19 protein-coding genes are annotated in these 17551 nt (G+C 46.7%); 11 read left to right on the top strand and 8 right to left on the bottom strand.

The features are described 5' to 3' along the window. Positions 1-76 precede the first annotated feature (76 nt). Entirely contained in the window at positions 77-604 is a 528-nt protein-coding gene (locus BGM27_RS15540) for a GNAT family N-acetyltransferase (RefSeq protein WP_007409317.1), read from the bottom strand. A gap of 115 nt (positions 605-719) precedes the next feature. After that, a complete protein-coding gene (locus BGM27_RS15535) occupies positions 720-1577 on the bottom strand; it encodes a YitT family protein (protein ID WP_003156057.1) in 858 nt (285 codons plus the stop codon). A gap of 282 nt (positions 1578-1859) precedes the next feature. On the opposite strand from BGM27_RS15535, the gene BGM27_RS15530 reads away from it, so the two are divergent. After that, on the top strand, positions 1860-2993 hold the full coding sequence (locus BGM27_RS15530) for a glycerol dehydrogenase (RefSeq protein WP_003156056.1): 1134 nt from the start codon (positions 1860-1862) through the stop codon (positions 2991-2993). A gap of 145 nt (positions 2994-3138) precedes the next feature. After that, positions 3139-4350: a Bcr/CflA family efflux MFS transporter gene (locus BGM27_RS15525; RefSeq protein ID WP_007409316.1), complete on the top strand. Its 1212-nt coding sequence runs from the start codon at positions 3139-3141 to the stop codon at positions 4348-4350. A gap of 28 nt (positions 4351-4378) precedes the next feature. Here the strand turns inward: BGM27_RS15525 and fabF are convergent, their stop codons facing one another. Then, positions 4379-5614 (bottom strand): beta-ketoacyl-ACP synthase II, encoded by a 1236-nt coding sequence (gene fabF / locus BGM27_RS15520; protein ID WP_007409315.1) that lies wholly within the window; start codon positions 5612-5614, stop codon positions 4379-4381. A gap of 108 nt (positions 5615-5722) precedes the next feature. Here fabF and BGM27_RS15515 point away from each other — a divergent pair, with 108 nt between their 5' ends. Beyond that, on the top strand, positions 5723-6562 hold the full coding sequence (locus BGM27_RS15515; RefSeq protein ID WP_007409314.1) for a helix-turn-helix transcriptional regulator: 840 nt from the start codon (positions 5723-5725) through the stop codon (positions 6560-6562). 41 nt (positions 6563-6603) lie between these two features. Here BGM27_RS15515 and BGM27_RS15510 read toward each other — a convergent pair whose 3' ends face one another. Further along, on the bottom strand, positions 6604-7347 hold the full coding sequence (locus BGM27_RS15510; RefSeq protein ID WP_007409313.1) for a sulfite exporter TauE/SafE family protein: 744 nt from the start codon (positions 7345-7347) through the stop codon (positions 6604-6606). A 157-nt stretch (positions 7348-7504) separates the two neighbouring features. Then, positions 7505-7963, bottom strand: a complete 459-nt coding sequence (locus BGM27_RS15505; protein ID WP_007409312.1) for a spermine/spermidine acetyltransferase — start codon at positions 7961-7963, stop codon at positions 7505-7507. A gap of 131 nt (positions 7964-8094) precedes the next feature. Here BGM27_RS15505 and BGM27_RS15500 point away from each other — a divergent pair, with 131 nt between their 5' ends. From BGM27_RS15500 to BGM27_RS15485, 4 genes are all read left to right on the top strand, one after another. After that, complete coding sequence (locus tag BGM27_RS15500) at positions 8095-8916, top strand: MerR family transcriptional regulator (protein WP_015239273.1); 822 nt, start codon at positions 8095-8097, stop codon at positions 8914-8916. Between the two features lie 215 nt (positions 8917-9131). Beyond that, a complete protein-coding gene (locus BGM27_RS15495; RefSeq protein WP_020953909.1) occupies positions 9132-10004 on the top strand; it encodes a DMT family transporter in 873 nt (290 codons plus the stop codon). A 174-nt stretch (positions 10005-10178) separates the two neighbouring features. Further along, positions 10179-10796 carry an NUDIX hydrolase gene (locus tag BGM27_RS15490; RefSeq protein ID WP_007409309.1) on the top strand — a complete coding sequence of 206 codons (618 nt, stop codon included), beginning with the start codon at positions 10179-10181 and terminating at the stop codon, positions 10794-10796. Positions 10797-10831: 35 nt separating this feature from the next. Beyond that, complete coding sequence (locus BGM27_RS15485) at positions 10832-11614, top strand: class I SAM-dependent methyltransferase (RefSeq protein WP_007409308.1); 783 nt, start codon at positions 10832-10834, stop codon at positions 11612-11614. A 48-nt stretch (positions 11615-11662) separates the two neighbouring features. On the opposite strand, the gene BGM27_RS15480 is transcribed toward BGM27_RS15485, so the two are convergent. After that, positions 11663-12721: a tartrate dehydrogenase gene (locus BGM27_RS15480; protein ID WP_007409307.1), complete on the bottom strand. Its 1059-nt coding sequence runs from the start codon at positions 12719-12721 to the stop codon at positions 11663-11665. Positions 12722-12903: 182 nt separating this feature from the next. On the opposite strand from BGM27_RS15480, the gene BGM27_RS15475 reads away from it, so the two are divergent. Together BGM27_RS15475 and BGM27_RS15470 are read left to right on the top strand one after the other, a co-directional pair. After that, on the top strand, positions 12904-13590 hold the full coding sequence (locus BGM27_RS15475) for a GntR family transcriptional regulator (RefSeq protein ID WP_007409306.1): 687 nt from the start codon (positions 12904-12906) through the stop codon (positions 13588-13590). A 141-nt stretch (positions 13591-13731) separates the two neighbouring features. Further along, positions 13732-14925 (top strand): macrolide family glycosyltransferase, encoded by a 1194-nt coding sequence (locus BGM27_RS15470; RefSeq protein WP_007409305.1) that lies wholly within the window; start codon positions 13732-13734, stop codon positions 14923-14925. A 57-nt stretch (positions 14926-14982) separates the two neighbouring features. Here the strand turns inward: BGM27_RS15470 and BGM27_RS15465 are convergent, their stop codons facing one another. After that, positions 14983-15237: a hypothetical protein gene (locus BGM27_RS15465; RefSeq protein ID WP_007409304.1), complete on the bottom strand. Its 255-nt coding sequence runs from the start codon at positions 15235-15237 to the stop codon at positions 14983-14985. Positions 15238-15466: 229 nt separating this feature from the next. On the opposite strand from BGM27_RS15465, the gene BGM27_RS15460 reads away from it, so the two are divergent. After that, positions 15467-15736 carry a hypothetical protein gene (locus BGM27_RS15460; protein ID WP_007409303.1) on the top strand — a complete coding sequence of 90 codons (270 nt, stop codon included), beginning with the start codon at positions 15467-15469 and terminating at the stop codon, positions 15734-15736. Positions 15737-15871: 135 nt separating this feature from the next. Beyond that, positions 15872-17230: a serine hydrolase gene (locus tag BGM27_RS15455; RefSeq protein ID WP_007409302.1), complete on the top strand. Its 1359-nt coding sequence runs from the start codon at positions 15872-15874 to the stop codon at positions 17228-17230. 52 nt (positions 17231-17282) lie between these two features. Here the strand turns inward: BGM27_RS15455 and BGM27_RS15450 are convergent, their stop codons facing one another. Beyond that, positions 17283-17456 carry a hypothetical protein gene (locus BGM27_RS15450; RefSeq protein WP_007409301.1) on the bottom strand — a complete coding sequence of 58 codons (174 nt, stop codon included), beginning with the start codon at positions 17454-17456 and terminating at the stop codon, positions 17283-17285. Positions 17457-17551: the final 95 nt, after the last annotated feature.

The raw sequence follows: 17551 nt of genomic DNA, 5'->3' as shown, positions 1-17551 counted from the left end.
CACCCATCATCCCTTCGTATTTGTTACAAACAGTGTAGCACACACTTATCTGTAAAAGCAAAGGGTATAAGCCTTTTTATTCCAGATTGGAGACTTCCCATTCTTCTTCTAAAACGGCATAATAATATTCGTCCCACCATTCATTATCATGGGGGATGCATTTTTTGAAAAAGCCTTCCCGTCTCATCCCGATCTTTTCCATCACCCGGTGCGAAGCCATGTTTTCCGGCTGACATGTCGCAATGATCCGGTGTAATTTCATCTTGTTAAACCCGAATGCCAGCACGGCGCGCGCCGCCTCTGAAGCATATCCTTTGCCCTGGTATTCCGGGTGAAACACCCAGCCGATTTCATACGTATGATCGCCAAAATACTGAAAAAAAGCAATGTGGCCAATGACCGTTTTCTCATCCTTCAATAAAACGGGAAACTTCCCGGCATGTTCGCCGCTGTTTTCAGTAACGAATTTCCTAACATCTTCTTCAGTAAAGACACCCTCTGGTATATATTTCATGACATTTGGATTTGAGGTGTACGCATAGACATCCTGCCAATCTTCCGGTTCAAATGTCCGAATTATGAGCCTGTCAGTTTTGATATTCATTTTTTATGTTCCTCCATCAAAAAGATTTCATCTACTACTTCGATTGAAAAATGTAAAAACCTTTGAGCGGGGAAGAGCCGAATAAAAAAAGCCTGCAGCTATACACTGCAGGCGGTTATTTTTCATTTGCGGCGGCGGGCAGGTTTGTAAACCCGAATTGCCCTCCGACAGCTTCTTTTACTTCATGAATAACGATAAATGATTTCGGATCAATTTTTTGAACATGTTTTTTGATTTTCAGCAATTCGTTCTTTTTAATGACAACATAGATAATGCGCTTGTCTTTGCTGCCGTAATAGCCGTATCCGTAAAAAATCGTCGCCGCGTTGCCGTACTCGGAGGTGATGGCTTTGGCGATTTCTTCGTATTGGTCAGACATAATGGTGAGAGCTTTTTTATTATGGAAACCCTCAATGACAATATCGACGATTTTGGCGCACAGATATACGAATATAAACGTATACAGCATATGATTGATGCCGATCGCTAAAACGGATGCGAAAATGATGACACAATCCATATAAAACATGCTTTTCGAGATGTTAAAGCCCTTTGTGTAATTTAATAAATACGCCAACAGCGTGGTCCCGCCGGTAGATCCGTCAGCGATAAAGATCAATGCCAGCCCCGCTCCCATCAGCAGAGCGCCGAATACAATCCCGAGCACCATATCGTGCACGCCGAACGGAATAAAGCTGACGATGCTGAGAAAAACAGAAGTCATTCCCGTACCGAGTATCGTGTATAAAATCGTTTTTTTCGTTAAAAATTTATAAGCCAGCCCGATAAAAATCAAATTTACAACCAGAGTCGTAATACTTGCAGGTATATGGAAAAGATAATATAACACGAGAGCGATTCCCACGGTGCTGCCGTCCCCTAAATGATTCGGGATGACGAAAAATTCCACGGACGCCGCAATAAGAAAGGCTCCGGCCATAATCATCAGTATATCCTTGCAAATGTTCTTCATGTGCAAACCTCCTCTGCAGTCAAAAATATATAAAAAACAAAAACGCCTCAAAAATTATCCAGCAGAACTAAATAATTTTTAAGACGAATCATTCACAATCTCGTTTGTTCATTCAGTAAAGAATGATCAGCTTCAATATCGAAGATTATATAGACACCTTCACATCTTGTCAATGCCGTGAAAATTGATTTTTCTGCAGTGTATATGAGGTTTAAATCAATTTAAAACGAGGAATGATATCAGAAGAGTTTTCATTTCTGCTCTATCAATAAGAGAAATGTAATGAGAGACAACGAAGAAGGGATGATGACATTGGAACGAATTTTTATCAGTCCGGCCAAATACGTGCAGGGAAAAAACGCCATTGAAACGATCGGCGGACATCTGGAGGGCGTTGGTGAAAAAGCCGTCGTCATCGCGGACAAAACCGTATGGGATATCGCGGGCCACAAGGTGACGGCTGAATTAAAGAAAAGCAATATCTCTTCTGAAGAGGCGGTTTTCAACGGCGAAGCCTCCCAGGAAGAAATGAAAAGAATTGCCGGCATCGCAGAAAAAGCAGGCGCGACTATTGTCATCGGAGTCGGCGGCGGTAAAACGCTTGATACGGCCAAAGCCGTATCAGATGAAATAAACGGCTATACCGTTATCGTGCCGACGGCCGCTTCAACGGATGCTCCGACAAGCGGGCTGTCTGTCGTGTATTCTGAACAAGGCGCGTTCGAAAACTATCGTTTCTATCATAAGAATCCTGACCTGGTTCTGGTCGATACGAAAATCGTCGCGGAAGCTCCGCCGCGCTTTTTAGCATCAGGGATTGCCGATGCAATGGCGACGTGGATAGAGGCGCGCAGTGTCATCGCCAATGGCGGTAAAACGATGGCAGGCGGAATTCCGACAATCGCCGGAGAGGCTATCGCGGAAAAATGTGAAGCGGTATTATTCAAATACGGCCATCTCGCTTATGAGTCTGTGAAAGCGAAAGCCGTTACGCCCGCATTGGAAGCGGTGGTTGAAGCCAATACACTTCTGAGCGGACTGGGATTTGAAAGCGGCGGCTTAGCTGCGGCACATGCCATTCACAACGGCTTCACCGCGCTTGAAGGTGAAATCCATCACTTGACCCACGGTGAAAAAGTGGCATTCGGCACGCTCGTTCAATTGGCGCTGGAAAAACGTTCGCTTGAGGAAATTGAGCGGTATATCGCGTTTTATATCAGCTTGGGGCTGCCTGTCACACTTGAAGACATCAAATTGAAAGACGCATCTAAAGAGGACATTATGAAAGTGGCAGAAGCCGCGACGATTGAAGAAGAAACAATTCATGCCGCTTTTGACGTGACGGCTGACGACGTGGCGGATGCCATTATAGCGGCTGATCAATATGCAAAAGCATTTAAAGAAAAACACGCGTAAAACCTTTTACCGCGTGACCCGGACCCAAGGGCTGTTACAGCCCTTGGTTTTTTTATGCCCTTTGAAAACTTTTAAAAATAAAGAAAAAATTATGATACAATATACAAATGTTTTGAGAGATTGACAAAGGAAAGGTGGGAACGATATGTTGCATAATCCGACCGGTAAGGAGCGGCTTGCGCTGGCTTTTCTTCTCGGAATGCTTGCGATACTGGGGCCGCTCAATATAGATATGTATCTGCCGAGTTTCCCTGAAATCGCTGAAGATTTAAGCGCCCGCGCATCGCTTGTCCAGCTCAGTTTAACCGCATGTCTGATCGGACTGACAATCGGACAGGTTGTTGTCGGCCCGTTAAGTGACGCGAAGGGAAGAAGAAAACCGTTATTACTATGTATTTTTTTATTTGCGTTGTTTTCTCTGTTTTGCGCACTTGCACCGAACATTACTACATTAGTGATTGCCCGTTTTCTTCAAGGATTCACCGCTTCGGCAGGACTCGTTTTATCCCGTGCAATCGTCAGAGATGTGTTTTCGGGAAGAGAGCTTTCTAAATTTTTCTCGCTGCTGATGGTCATTACCGCCGTCGCGCCGATGGTGGCGCCGATGACGGGAGGCGCGATTTTACTGCTTCCGTTTGCATCATGGCATACGATTTTTCTCTTTTTAACCTTTATCGGGTTTTTGCTTGTTCTCATCATTGCGCTCAAGCTGACAGAAACCCTGCCGCCGGAAAAGCGGACTCCGAGCTCCATCGGAAATTCCGTGCGGACAATGGGAAGCCTGCTGAAGGATCGGTCATTTATCGGCTATGCGCTGACGGTCGGTTTTATTCACGGCGGGAGCTTTGCGTATGTCTCCGGAACGCCTTTCGTGTATCAGGATATTTACGGAGTCTCGCCTCAGGTATTCAGTGTTTTATTCGGCATAAACGGTCTGGCGATCATTACCGGAAGCTTTATCATCGGGCGTTTCGGCGGGATCATTCACGAAAAAAGCCTGTTGAGAATCGGCGTGATTACAGCGATGACGGCGACTGCCGTTCTGCTCGTCATGACGATCATTCACGGGCCGCTGGCGGCACTGGTGATTTCAATTTTTATTTATATGATTACGATCGGCATGACGCTGACAAGCACCTTTACATTGGCGATGGAAAAGCAGGGACACCGCGCGGGAAGCGCAAGCGCACTGCTCGGCATGCTTCCGCTTCTTCTCGGTTCCATCGTGTCGCCGCTTGTGGGGATGAATGAAGCGACGGCCGTCCCGATGGGGGCAATTATGTTCACGACATCCGTTATCGGTTCCATCGCTTTTTTCGCCTTAACAACAAAACCGGAGAAAGCAAAAAAGGAGTGAAATGATTCACTCCTTTTTTTGATGCCCGTTATTCATATTTCTTCAGCACGATCGCCGAATTATGCCCGCCAAAGCCGAATGAGTTGGAAAGGCCGATCGTTAACGATTGCTGGCGGGGCCCGTCTGCTACATAGTCCAAATCACACGCCGAATCAGGGTTTTGCAGATTGATTGTCGGCGGGATGATGCCGTGTCTCAAGCTCTCTGTCAAAGCGATGGCTTCAACTCCGCCTGCCGCGCCAAGCATGTGGCCGAGCATTGATTTGTTGGCCGTAACCGGAATATCATACGCAAGCTCCCCGAATAATGTCTTGATGGCCAATGTTTCAGAAAGATCTCCGGCTTTTGTGCTTGTCGCATGAGCGCTTACGACATCAATGTCTTCCGCTGAAACGTTCGCCTTTTTCAAAGCGTTTTTCATCGCCAGGTATGCGCCCGTTCCTTCCGGATGGGAGGCCACCATATGATAGGCGTCAGAGCTCGCACCGTAGCCGAGCACCTCACAAAGGATCGGGGCATTTCTGCCGATTGCGCTATCCAATGATTCCAATACTAAGATGCCCGCGCCTTCACTCATGACAAATCCATCGCGATCCGCGTCAAACGGCCGGCTTGCCGCGGCGGGGTCTTCGTTTCTCGCTGACAGCGCGTGGGCATTGCCGAAGCTGGCTAATGACAAATTCGTAATCGCCGCTTCCGCTCCCCCGGCAAACATGATATCTGCGTCATCATTCCGAATGGCGTTGAATGCTTCCCCGATCGACGTATTGCCGATGGAACACGCGGTGACGGGAGAAAGTGAGGGGCCGAGCGCGCCTAATCTGATGCTGATTTGAGCGGCGGCCGCATTTGAGATCATCATGGGGACAAGGCTTGGGCTCACTTTTCGCGCTCCCCGTTCATTTAAAGTATGAACGTTATCAATCAAAGTCGTGATGCCGCCGATTCCCGAGCCGACGTACACACCGAGGCGTTCACGGTCAATCTGATCGAGCTGAATCCCGGAGCTTTCAAGCGCCTGTTCCGCTGCCGCTAAAGCAAACTGGCTGAAACGGTCAAGCCGTCTCGCTTCTTTTCTGTCCCATCTTTCTTCTGCGTCAAAATCACGGACGGTACCGGCTATTTTTGTCTTGGAGCCGGAGACATCAAACGAATCGATGAAAGAGATTCCCGATTTTCCTTCCGTCAGGTGTTTCCAAAATGTATGCACATCATTGCCGAGAGGTGAAATCACTCCCATTCCGGTGATCACAACTCTTTTCATGGTCATTCCTCCTTCGGTATGTATTTATTGTAACTCGCAATTATCCTATTACAAGTTGTTGATTATCCTAGTATAATAAATACCAGGGTAAGAGAGGAGAGATTCGGTATGATACCAGAAGGAAGATTGCAGGCGCTCTCAGAGTTTTTAAAAACGCAGCGGGCCAAAATTTCTCCGCAGATGGCCGGGCTGCCGATGGGCACACGGAGAAGAACGCCCGGACTCCGAAGAGAAGAGGTCGCGCAATTAGCCGGCGTAAGCACCACGTGGTATACGTGGCTGGAGCAGGGCAGAGACATTAAAGTGTCCGCAGCCGTATTGGACGCCGTTTCCGATGCGCTGCAGCTGAACAAAGATGAGAGAAATTATTTATACGCGCTTGCCATTGAGGAGGGCGTGAAGCAGCCGTTTGCTGCGGAGGAAGAAGCGGTTATCAGCCCGTCGCTTTCAAAAATCCTGCAGGAGCTCCGTTATTGTCCCACCATTATCTCGGACAGGCGGTGTCATATCGTAGGGTGGAACCAGGCTGCGGCGCACGTGTTTTTAGATTTTGAACAAATTCCTCCTGAAAAGCGGAATCTCATAGAGCTATTGTTTTCCAGAAAAGAATTAAGAAGTTTAGCCGTGAACTGGGAGCACTTTGTGAAAGGATTCATCGCCATTTTCAGAACGTATTACGGCCAGTATGTAGCTGATACGTGGTATTCTCAGTTTATAGAAGAAATGGAGAAAACGTATTCGGAATTTCATACGCTGTGGAATGAGAGCGAAGTCAGCTCGGCACCCGAAGTATTAATTGAGTTCCGCCACGCGAAGGCGGGAAAAATGGTCTTTAACCTGACTTCATTTCAGGTTCAGGGCAACAGTGATCTGCGCTGCAGTGTGTATACACCGGTAGATCATACCGAAACGGAAGCAAAGCTGAAAAAGCTCTTCGAAAACAGATGAAGAACAGAACAAAACGGGAGGCGGCCGCCTCCCGTTTCAGTTTAAAATAAAAGCATGAGACCGGCGATGGCCGGGGTTAAAAAGATGGCTGATTTCAGAATGACTTTCGGCACGAGGTTGGTGAATTTCGCTCCGACATATGCGCCGCACATCGTTCCGATCAGCACTTTGACCAACAGCATATAATCGACAAATCCTTCCGTCACATAACCGAGTCCTCCGCCGACCGCAAGCGGGATAATGACAAGCATGGTGGTGCCGACCGACTGGCGGATGGATAAGCGCAAAAGAATCATTAAGCCGATTTGGATGAAAGGGGCAGAGCCGATCCCGAACGTTCCGGACAAGATTCCTGCGATGACACCGAGTACAACGGCTTTCACCCATATATTCAAATTGCTTTGCCGTCCGGAATCTTCTTGTGTTTCTTTTACAATAAATAACCGGACTAAAATAAGCAGAGCAGATAAAAACAGCATGCCCGCCGTCAAGTAATGCAGCAAATCTGCGGGGATAAGGGAAGTAAGCCTTGCCCCGAAAAACGAACCGAATGCCGCAAAAACGCCGACGATGAGGCCGATTTTCATCTGAATATTGCCTTCACGGTAGTGGCTGAATGCCCCCGATAAACTTGTGAAAGCCATTCCGGCAAGGGAGGTGCCTAAAGCCGTATGAATCGGTACGTGAAACAGTATAGTTAAAAGTGCAATGACAAAACCGGCTCCCCCGGCGCCGATAAACCCGAGAATAATCCCGAGAAGAAACATAACGAGTATAATAAGCACAATCTTCTCCTCCATTTAGATGCCTGATCACCATGTTCCGCTCCGCTGTATCAGGTTTTAATAATCGACCGTAGTCCGTCGACCGTCGTCTAATATCTTTATGTTACCTCAAATTTAAGGTATTGGCAAGAAGCCGAATTGCTTTTATACAGAGGGTTTACAGCTCTTTCACCATCACTTTTTCACCATTGAAGTCCAGCTCTCCATTGAATAAGAAGCCGAATTTTTGATAAAGCCGCAATGCGTGCACGTTATCTTCAAACAGGCTTAAATAAATCCGTCTGCAATCATATATTCGAACGAGATGGCGGATAAGGGCATCAAGCAACAGCTTGCCCAATCCCCGTCCCTGATAGCGTTCATCAATAAAAAAACGGTCAAGCCACACTCTGCCGTTTTCATTTTCCTCATCATATTCCGGAAACCATCCGTACATGGCAAAGCCGACCAATTCCCCGTTAACATAAAGACCGGCCGGCTGATAATGCCGGCAATCCTCAGCATCTTGTAAGCACTCTTCCGCGGTTTCAATAAATGAAGTCTGGCTTTCACTTACATGAAGCGCCAGTATATCGGCACGGTTTTCTTCCGTGACTGTTCTGATTTCAATCGTCATACTTGATACTCCTCTTCCGCTTTTTTTGAGACGGTAAAGCTTTCATTGCGTAAGCCATTTGTGAATCAGCCTTCTCTCGGATACAATGATCATCATAAAGGATATGGTTACCGTATAGTCAAGGAGGCATTATGAGCGAAGACGTCAGAAAATACTTCACAACGGGTGAATTTGCAAAACTGTGCCACGTAAAAAAACAAACCCTGTTCCATTATGACGAGATCGGCCTGCTTTCTCCGGAAATCAAAAAAGCGAACGGATACAGATACTATTCCTATCATCAATTCGAACTGTTCCAGGTCATCGGTCTGTTTAAGGAGGTCGGCGTGCCCTTGAAGCAGATCAAACCGCTCTTAACAGACAAAACCCCTGAGGGTATCATCGCGCTTTTAAAAGAGAAATCTTCAGAAATCGAAAGCAAAATCAAAAAGCTGGAGCACCTGCAAAGGATGATTCGGACGAAGGTGAAGCTGACCGAACAAGCCTTGGAGACAGACTTTTCCTCCGTCTCATTGCAGCGATTAGATGAAGAGACACTTATGATAGGACGGCCCGTACTCCATTTGCCAGAACGGCAATATACTGCCGCCATTTCCGAATTGATCCGCTATATGCGGGTACATGAACTCGATCAGGGGCATCCGGTCGGCGGACTGTTTGCGCGGGAGCAGATTCTGAAAAAAGAATTCTACAACTACACCCATTTTTATATGAAGACAGAAGAAGGCATAGAGAATAGAGACCTCCATATCAAGCCGAAAGGGCTTTATGCCGTCGGGTACCAAATAGGGGATGAAGCGGAAGCGGCTTACCGCAGCATCATGCAGTTTACTGAAGAGTATGGGCTGGAAATGGGCGATTATGCATATGAAGAATATATGCTTGATGAGGTTGTGGCGGACGGGTTTGACAATCAGATCACAAGAATCCAGCTGCAAGTCCGCAATCCATAAAGCCGATGCCGCCGTTCATTTACGTCTTTTAACAAACCTTGTATAATGAGAAAAATCAGATTGCAATTGAGGTGAAAAACGATATGTTTCTAGCGCCCTTATTTGAACATGATGTACCGGCAGCACTTCTCCGCCCTTAATGGAGGAAGGTGACTGCGCTTCTCTCCGTTAGGGCATATGACGTGACCTAATATGATAACGGAGGGTGCATCAAATTGAAAAATACATTGTTCGGTTCGATTTATTTGGCATTGGCCGCCAGTATCTGGGGCGGTATGTATGTCGTTGTAAAAGTTGTGGTAGCGGTCATTCCGCCGCTTGAACTGGTATGGCTGAGATATGCGGTGGCGCTTCTTTCGCTTTTGATTCTCAGTTTATTTACACGCCAATCCTGGAAAGTTCATAAACGTGATTTATTACTGATCGCTGCGATCGGATTGATCGGCAACACGGTTTCGATCGTCACGCAGGAAATCGGCACGAAATTATCAACCGCGCAGATGGGTGCGATTATTACGGCATCCACTCCCGCATTTATGGTTGTATTTGCCCGGCTGATGTTGAAAGAACGGTTAACGCTGAAAAAAGGAATATCGACAGGGCTGGCGACGATCGGAGTATTGCTCATTGTGGGGAACGGAGATCTCAATATGTCGAGCCAGCTCGGCGGTCTCTCGCTTCTGGCTGCGGCGCTGACATGGGCTTTGATGTCCGTGCTGATGAAACGGGTTCCCGGCCATTACTCACCGCTTGTCGTCACAACGTATTCCATTTGCGTCGCATTTGTCATCCTGACCCCGTTTACAGCGGGCCCGCTTCGGGAGATTCCTTTGTCTCAGCTTGCCCGGCCTGAGATATGGGGCGGACTTTTATATCTGGGTGTGATCTCAACCGCCTGCGCGTTCATGCTTTGGAATCGCGGATTGCAATTACTGAATGCGGCAAGCGGCGGTCTGTTTTTCTTCTTTCAGCCGCTTTCCGGGACTTTGCTCGGCTGGCTGCTGCTGGGAGAGACGATCGGAGGAACCTTCTGGATCGGGGCGGCTCTTATTGTTTCAGGCGTCGTTCTCGTCATGATAGAAAAATAGAAAATGAAAAAAAGCCATTCAGCAAATGAATGGCTTTTTTCTGATTTCCGGCAGGATTCGCTCCTCCATACACAGAAAACAAGGAGCAGAAACGGATCATGGGCACCGGTACTCTCAAGGTGCAATATCCTGACTCTTGGGGTTTCGTCAATTAACATAACGGGCGGTGAAAAAATGGAGCCAAAATGGCTTGAATGGGCAAAACAGCTTCAATCCGCGGCGCAAGCGGGGCTGGCTTATTCCAAAGACATATATGATATTGAGAGATTTGAAGAAATAAGAAAAATAAGCGTGGATATCATGGCGCATCATACCGGCACCGACAAAAGGATTATCAAAGACGTATTCGCCGGTGACACGGGCTATCCCACTCCGAAAGTTGATATCAGAGCGGCAGTTTTTAAAGATCAGAGCATATTAATGGTAAGAGAGAAAAGCGACGGCAGATGGGCGCTGCCGGGCGGATGGGCTGATATCGGGATTTCTCCGGGCGAGACCGCTGTCAAAGAAGTAAAAGAGGAATCGGGAATCGAAGTAAAGCCCGTTAAACTGTTAGCTGTAATGGATAAGAAATGCCATTCCCATCCGCCGTCCGCCGCCCACGTTTACAAAGTGTTTATCAAATGCGAGATCATCGGCGGCCGGATCAGGGAGGGAACAGAAACAAGCGCCGCCGGTTTTTTTGCGGAAACGGAACTGCCGCCGCTATCTGAAGCCCGCAATACAGAAAGTCAGATTGAAAAGATGTTTGCGTATCTCAAACATCCGGACGAACCCGTTTATTTTGATTAAGGCAGCAATCAGAAAGAAAAGGGGGCCCGAGTATAATGGAGGATTCAATTAAACAGCAGGCGCAGCGGCAATTTGCCAAAAACGCCGCGAAATATGTGACTAGTCCAGGACACGCCGCAGGAGAGGATTTGGCGTATCTCGTTTCAGCCTCCGGTGCCGAAAAGCATATGGACGTGCTGGATATCGCGACGGGAGGCGGACATACGGCTAACGCTCTCGCTCCTCTCGTACGCTCTGTTATCGCCTATGACCTCACGGAAGAAATGTTAGCAGCCGCTGAAGCATTTATAACCGGAAACGGATGGACGAACGTGTCATTCGAAAAAGGCGATGCTGAAAAGATGCCGTTTTCCGATGCTGCTTTCGATATCGTCACATGCAGAATCGCAGCGCATCATTTTCCCGATGTCAGAGCCTTTGTTCATGAAGCGTTTCGGGTTGTCAAACCGGGCGGCAGACTGCTTCTCATTGACAATACCGCACCTGAAAAGGATGAATATGACCATTTTTATAATGACATTGAAAAGAAACGGGATCAGAGCCACTTTCGGGCGTGGAAAAAAACAGAATGGCTCCGTTTTCTGGAGACAGCCGGCTTCCGGATTGAATCCGCTGTCTGCTTTTTGAAACCATTTCAATTTACCGTCTGGTGTGAACGGGCAGGCCTGACTGAAGAGAAAGCCGCATTACTGGAAAAACAGATGCTGGATGCTCCTCGTGATATACAGCGGTTTTTTTCTGTAGAAAAGGATCAATCAGGCCGTATTGCGGGCTTCACAGGTGAATCGGCCTGTTTCTGCGTGATCCGTCCCGTCTGAGACGAAAAAAACCGCTGTGCAGTTTTCCTGCCCGCGGTTTTTTTCGTATTATCTGTTCTTGATTTGAGAAATAATAGCGGAAGTGACATCTTCCGTTGAATGTTTTCCGCCGACATCAGGAGTCAGAATGCCGCTGTTTGTGACCGTTTCAATAGATTGTAAGAGGAGATGACCAAGTTCCTCTTCTCCGAATGAATCGAGCATTAATTTCGCCGTCCATATTTGGCCTATAGGATTGGCAATTCCTTTCCCGACAATATCCGGGGCGGAGCCGTGAACAGGCTCAAACATGGAAGGATATTTGCCGTTTACATTGATGTTGGCTGCGGGAGCGATTCCGATGCTTCCCATAATCGCCGCGCCGATATCTGTCAGCACATCTCCGAACAGATTCGAAGCGACAATGACATCAAAGCGTTCCGGCTGCGTGACGAAGAAGGCCGCCAGTGCATCGATGTGCTGGGAATCCGTCTCAATCCCGGCGTACTCCCGGCTGACCTCTTTAAAGATGTCATCCCAGAACGGCATCGAGTGAACAATACCGTTTGATTTCGTCGCGCTTGTGACGTGTTTCCGCCGACTTGCCGCCAGTTCGAAAGCATACCGCATCACTCTTTCCGTACCCCGGCGGGAAAAGACCGCGTTTTGTATGGCGATTTCGTCCTCACCCTGATAGATTCTGCCGCCGACAGAGCTGTACTCGCCCTCACTGTTTTCGCGGACGACTATCAGATCAAAATCTTTCGGGTTAACGAGGGGGGAAGTGATTCCCGGCAGGAGCTTCGCCGGCCGCACATTAATCACCTGTTCAAATTCCCGGCGTATCTTGATGAGCAGCCCCCACAGCGAAACATGATCGGGGACGAGTTTTTGATTCCCCACCGCTCCCAAAAACAAAGCATCAAAGTGCTGTAACCTTTCTAATCCATCATCCGGCATCATAGTCCCGTGCTCCAAATAATACTCGCAGCTCCACGGAAAAGAAGTGAAATCAAAGACAATGCCTCCATGTAATTCGGCGATCGCGTTCAACACCCGCTCCGCTTGAGGGACTGTTTCTTTCCCCACACCGTCCCCCGGTATGCTGGCAATCTTGTATGTTTTCATGTTTCCGTCACCTCTGAATGAATTGTTTTCGGTTTACGGCAGACCGTCGACCGTCGTTCATCATAATTCCATATTACGCCACCTCCGATATGCTGACAAGCTCGGGAATGTTGCTTCCATAGATAAACTGTTATATGATCTTGGTAACAATAAGGCCTAAATTGTATGAAGAGGTAGGAAAGATGGATAATTTTAAATTAGATAAGCCAATCCCGTATTATCTGCAATTTTATTCCCAATTGAAAAAAATGATATTTGACGGGATTTTTAAACCGGGTGAACGGCTGAATGAGACTCAGCTGGCCAAGGATTTCGGAGTCAGCCGGTCGCCGGTCAGAGAAGCCATGCGGCTCCTTGAAAAGGACGGGCTTCTGACGGCAGACGATCGAAACGGCTTTGTCATTTATTCGTTGTCCGTTAAGGATGTTGAAGAGATTTATAAAATCAGAATGTCACTTGAATCACTGGCGGTCGAACTGGTTATTGATGAAGCGGCTGAGAGTGAAATTGACCTCATTGAAAAACAGCTGCGGGAGACGGAAGAAGCCATCAATAAAGGCGTCAAAGAGACTGAGATTATTTCCTTAAACGAGTCGTTTCATCGGCTCCTTGTGGATTTCAGCCGCAACAGCCGGCTGGCCATGCTGCTTGAGCATGTCAATGTGCTGATTCATTTTTGCAGAGTTCTTAATTTTAAAGGAGATGACCGTGCGGAAGTTATTCTGCATGAGCACCGGAAAGTCTTTGAAGAAATAAAAAAGGGCGACAAAACAAAAGCCGTGCAATATATGACGGAGCATCTCAAGCATGATGAAGAACATCTGAAAGGCGTGCTGAGAGCGGAAGAAACAGACGAATCATCACGATAGACAAGGCGAAATGCCTTGTCTTTTTTTTGCCGATGTCATCGAACCGTCATAAAGACCTGACGGATGTTCCTTGCATGATTTTTTCCGCGTCATTTATGATGGATATGGAAGAGACGCAAAAAAGGCAAAGGAGATTGAAAAATGGCGAAACATATTCTGATGATCAATTTTCCTGCAGAAGGACACGTAAACCCGACTTTGGGTATGACAAAGGCCTTCAGCGAACGGGGCGATCACGTTCATTATATCTCAACGGAAAAATACAAAAGCAGACTGGAAGGAGTAGGGGCGAAAGTTCATCTTCACAGCGATCTGCTCAGAATGACACCCATTGATCCCGGCAGTCCGTCCGGCATACTTGCATTTTTAAAGGTTCATATCAAAACGTCACTGGAGATTTTACATATTGTGCAGCGGCTTGCAGAGGACATTCAATTCGACGCCGTCTATTATGATAAATTCGGTGCGGGAGAGCTGGTGCGGGACTATCTCAACATTCCCGGCATCTCTTCTTCAGCATCCTTCCTGTTCAATGAAGACCGTCTGAAAATACTGCCGCTCCACCCGGAATCGGGCGTGCCGTTTCAGCCGGACAGGGAATGTGAAGAGCTGTTGGCCGAGATGAAAGACAAATACGGTGTCGCCCCTGACAGCATGGTTCAATTTATGAACAACACAGGTGAATTGAACGTCGTCTATACAAGCAGATATTTTCAGCCCGAAAGTGAGACATTCGGAGATGAGTATTTATTTATCGGTCCGAGTTTTCCGAAGAGAAAAGGGCGCGTCGACTTCCCGATTGACGCATTAAAGAATGAAAAAGTCATTTATATCTCAATGGGAACGGTGCTCGGGGACACGGAAGCGTTTTTCAATCTGTGCATAGACGCGTTCTCAGATTTTGAAGGAAAAGTAGTCATTGCCGCCGGGGAAAAAGCCGATCTGTCGAAAATCAAACAGGCGCCGGAAAACTTTATCATCGCCCCGTACGTGCCGCAGCTTGAAGTGCTGGAGCAGGCCGACGTGTTTGTCACGCATGGCGGAATGAACAGTGTAAATGAAGGCATTCATTATCAAGTGCCGCTGGTCGTCATCCCGCACGATAAAGACCAGCCGATGGTTGCGCGCCGCCTGACTGAATTGGATGCAGGCTATACAGTGCAAAAAGATGAAGTAAGCGCTGAAAAGGTAAAGCTTGCCGCGGAAGAAGTGCTGCATAACGGAAAATACAAACAAGGCATTCAAGCCATTAATGAAAGCTTTAAAGAATGTACGGACATGAAGGATGTTCTCGCCCGGATCGACCGGTTTATTGAACAAAAACATGCTCAATAATACATGGAAAAAGCCTGTTTCCTCTGTCAAAGGGAAACAGGCTTTTTATAATGGCTTTTAGATGATGTGATGTTCTGCATTTGCAAGTTTCACAAGAGTCAAAAGAGATTCTGCCTCACGTGCGTCGAGTGTTTTTGCCAGACGGTCTTTTTCAAAGATCTGCTGGCCGAAGACATTCACTGACGCCTGGTCAACCGCCGTGTGCCAGTTCTTTTGTGAATGATTCTCAGAAAAAGAGAAAACGAACACGGTGAAGACCGCTATAAGCATCGCCATGACCCAAAATTTTTGCCGATTTCCTGCTGCTGACATAGGCCGCCTCCTAAACATTTTACTGGTATTAGATCATATATGAGCTGTTTTTAACAGAGTAAAGAAGTCATTATTTCATGTAGTCCAAATGAAACGGAGCACAGCCGAAAGCCCGCCGGTCAGGCCGATGAGCCAATTCATATTTTGTTCATATTTTATTAAAAGTTTATCCAAGTCTGTCCTTTACAGTAGATATAACCACAAAATGCTGCTGAAGGGGCCTTGAAAAATGCATATTCATATGATCAACAAAAACCAGTTTGAGAGTGACTTGGAGGCGGCCGGCTTCAGCCGTCAGGCAGATGATATTATCGGCAAAATGAAAGAGTACGTAACGGAATACGCGGCTTCATCCGAACGGTTCCTGATTGAAATTCAAACCGTCATGAACGAATACAAAGCCGTCGTCTGCGCGATGTTTTCGACTATGGAAATTGCCGGTGCAAATAAAGACGAGAAGCATGTTGAATTTGAAGCCTGCACAGTATTGTGTGAATAAAAGACATTCATCAAACCTCCGCGGCTGCCTGAACGGCAGTATACTGACTGTGTTTCGAGAAGGGAAAATATTGAAACTTCTAAAGCGGCCGTTCGTATAAAAGAGTAAATCAGCTTGTATATGGAGGTTCGTGAAATGAACGAAAAGAAAAAACAAGCGTTTGAACAGCTTTTCAGCACTTTAGACGAAAGACATGAAATAAACGGCGCTGTATTGGCAGCGGAAAACGGCCGCATCTTATACCAGGGTTCATTCGGCGCTGCAGAACTGAAAACAAAGAGGATGCTGAATGACCAATCGGTCTTTGAATTGGCCTCAGTATCGAAGCCGTTTACAGCTTTAGGCGTTATCATTTTAGAGCAGCAAGGGAAGCTGCGTTATGACGATATGATAGAGCGGTGGCTTCCTGATTTTCCTTATCCGGGCATTACCATTCGGCATTTACTCCATCATACGTCAGGATTGCCGGACTATATGGAGTTGTTCTTAACACATTGGGACCGGGACAGAATTGCCGTTAATCAAGATGTGATCAATATGCTCAAGCAGCATAAGCCGGATGCTTATTTCCCGCCGGGCAAGGAGTGGCTTTACAGTAATACGGGGTATGTGGTGTTAGCGGTTATTATAGAAATTGTATCAGGCATGAGTTTTGCTGAATTTATGAAACAAGCCGTATTTCATCCGCTTCGTATGCACGATACGCGCATTTATAACAGAAGGCTGAGTAAAGAAAACATTCCGAACTATGCATATGGCTATGTGTATGATGTTCATTCCGGAGAATATGTGCTGCCGGATGAACTTGAGGAAACTGATTATGTCGTCTTTCTTGACGGAATTCAAGGTGACGGAACCGTTAACTCCGCTATTAGAGATTTATATCTGTTTGATCAGGCTCTTTATACGGAAGAAATCATCGGCAAAGAGTCTAAAGATCAAGCGTTTACACCGGGCTATTGGAATGAAGAAGAGCAATTCGGATACGGATTTGGCTGGATGATTCAAAACAGCCCCCAAAAAGGGAAGGTTATCAGTCACGACGGAGGCTGGCCGGGCTATTCAACTCTGATGATCCGGTATATTGACCAGAATAAAACATTGATTTATCTCAGCAATATGGAACAATCGTATCAATTTGAACAAGCTGTAATTGCCGCGGCTGTAAACATCTTATTTGATCAGCCATACGTGATTCCGAAACGTCCGGCAGATCAGAAAAAAGCAGATATCGATCCTGCGATTTACAGCAGATTTACCGGCAATTACTCATTTCAGGATGACACACATGCATCGGTGGCGGTAAAAGAAAACCGATTGTATCTTACAATAGACGGGCAGACTCCATTCGAATTATTCCCAATGACGGAAACCCGTTATTTTGTCAGGGCGCTGCCGCTTGAAATTGAATTTGCAGGTGATAAAGCACAAACAGCCCCACATTTTGTTTTATATCAGGACGGCACAGAAGAAACGGCTGTGCGGATAGACTGAGTGACATGCAAAACAAAACCGCCGTCCTGAGAAGACGGCGGTAATAGAAAAGTCAAACCCCTTTGATGACGCGAAATTTTCTTTTCGGCTCTGACATAAATATAGAAGAAAAAATCATAGCTCCGAGCATTGTGATGTATTCCATATAAAGCGAAACCTCTGCCAAAACCAACCCCGCAATCATTAAAACAGCGCCCAATACCACCGCAAAAACCTTCGTTTTCATGATGAGTTCCCCCTATTATCTGATAATTGAATTATACTGCATCTCCATTAATGTGTACATTTTGTGAACAATTTCACCTGATGAAAGGCAATAAA

Origin of the sequence: Bacillus sp. FJAT-27001 (genome assembly GCF_019039175.1) — a bacterium.
Taxonomy (GTDB): Bacteria; Bacillota; Bacilli; order Bacillales; family Bacillaceae; genus Bacillus; species Bacillus velezensis.
The sequence above is the reverse complement of the archived record's forward strand: the minus strand, read 5'-3'. Positions and strand labels throughout refer to the sequence as shown.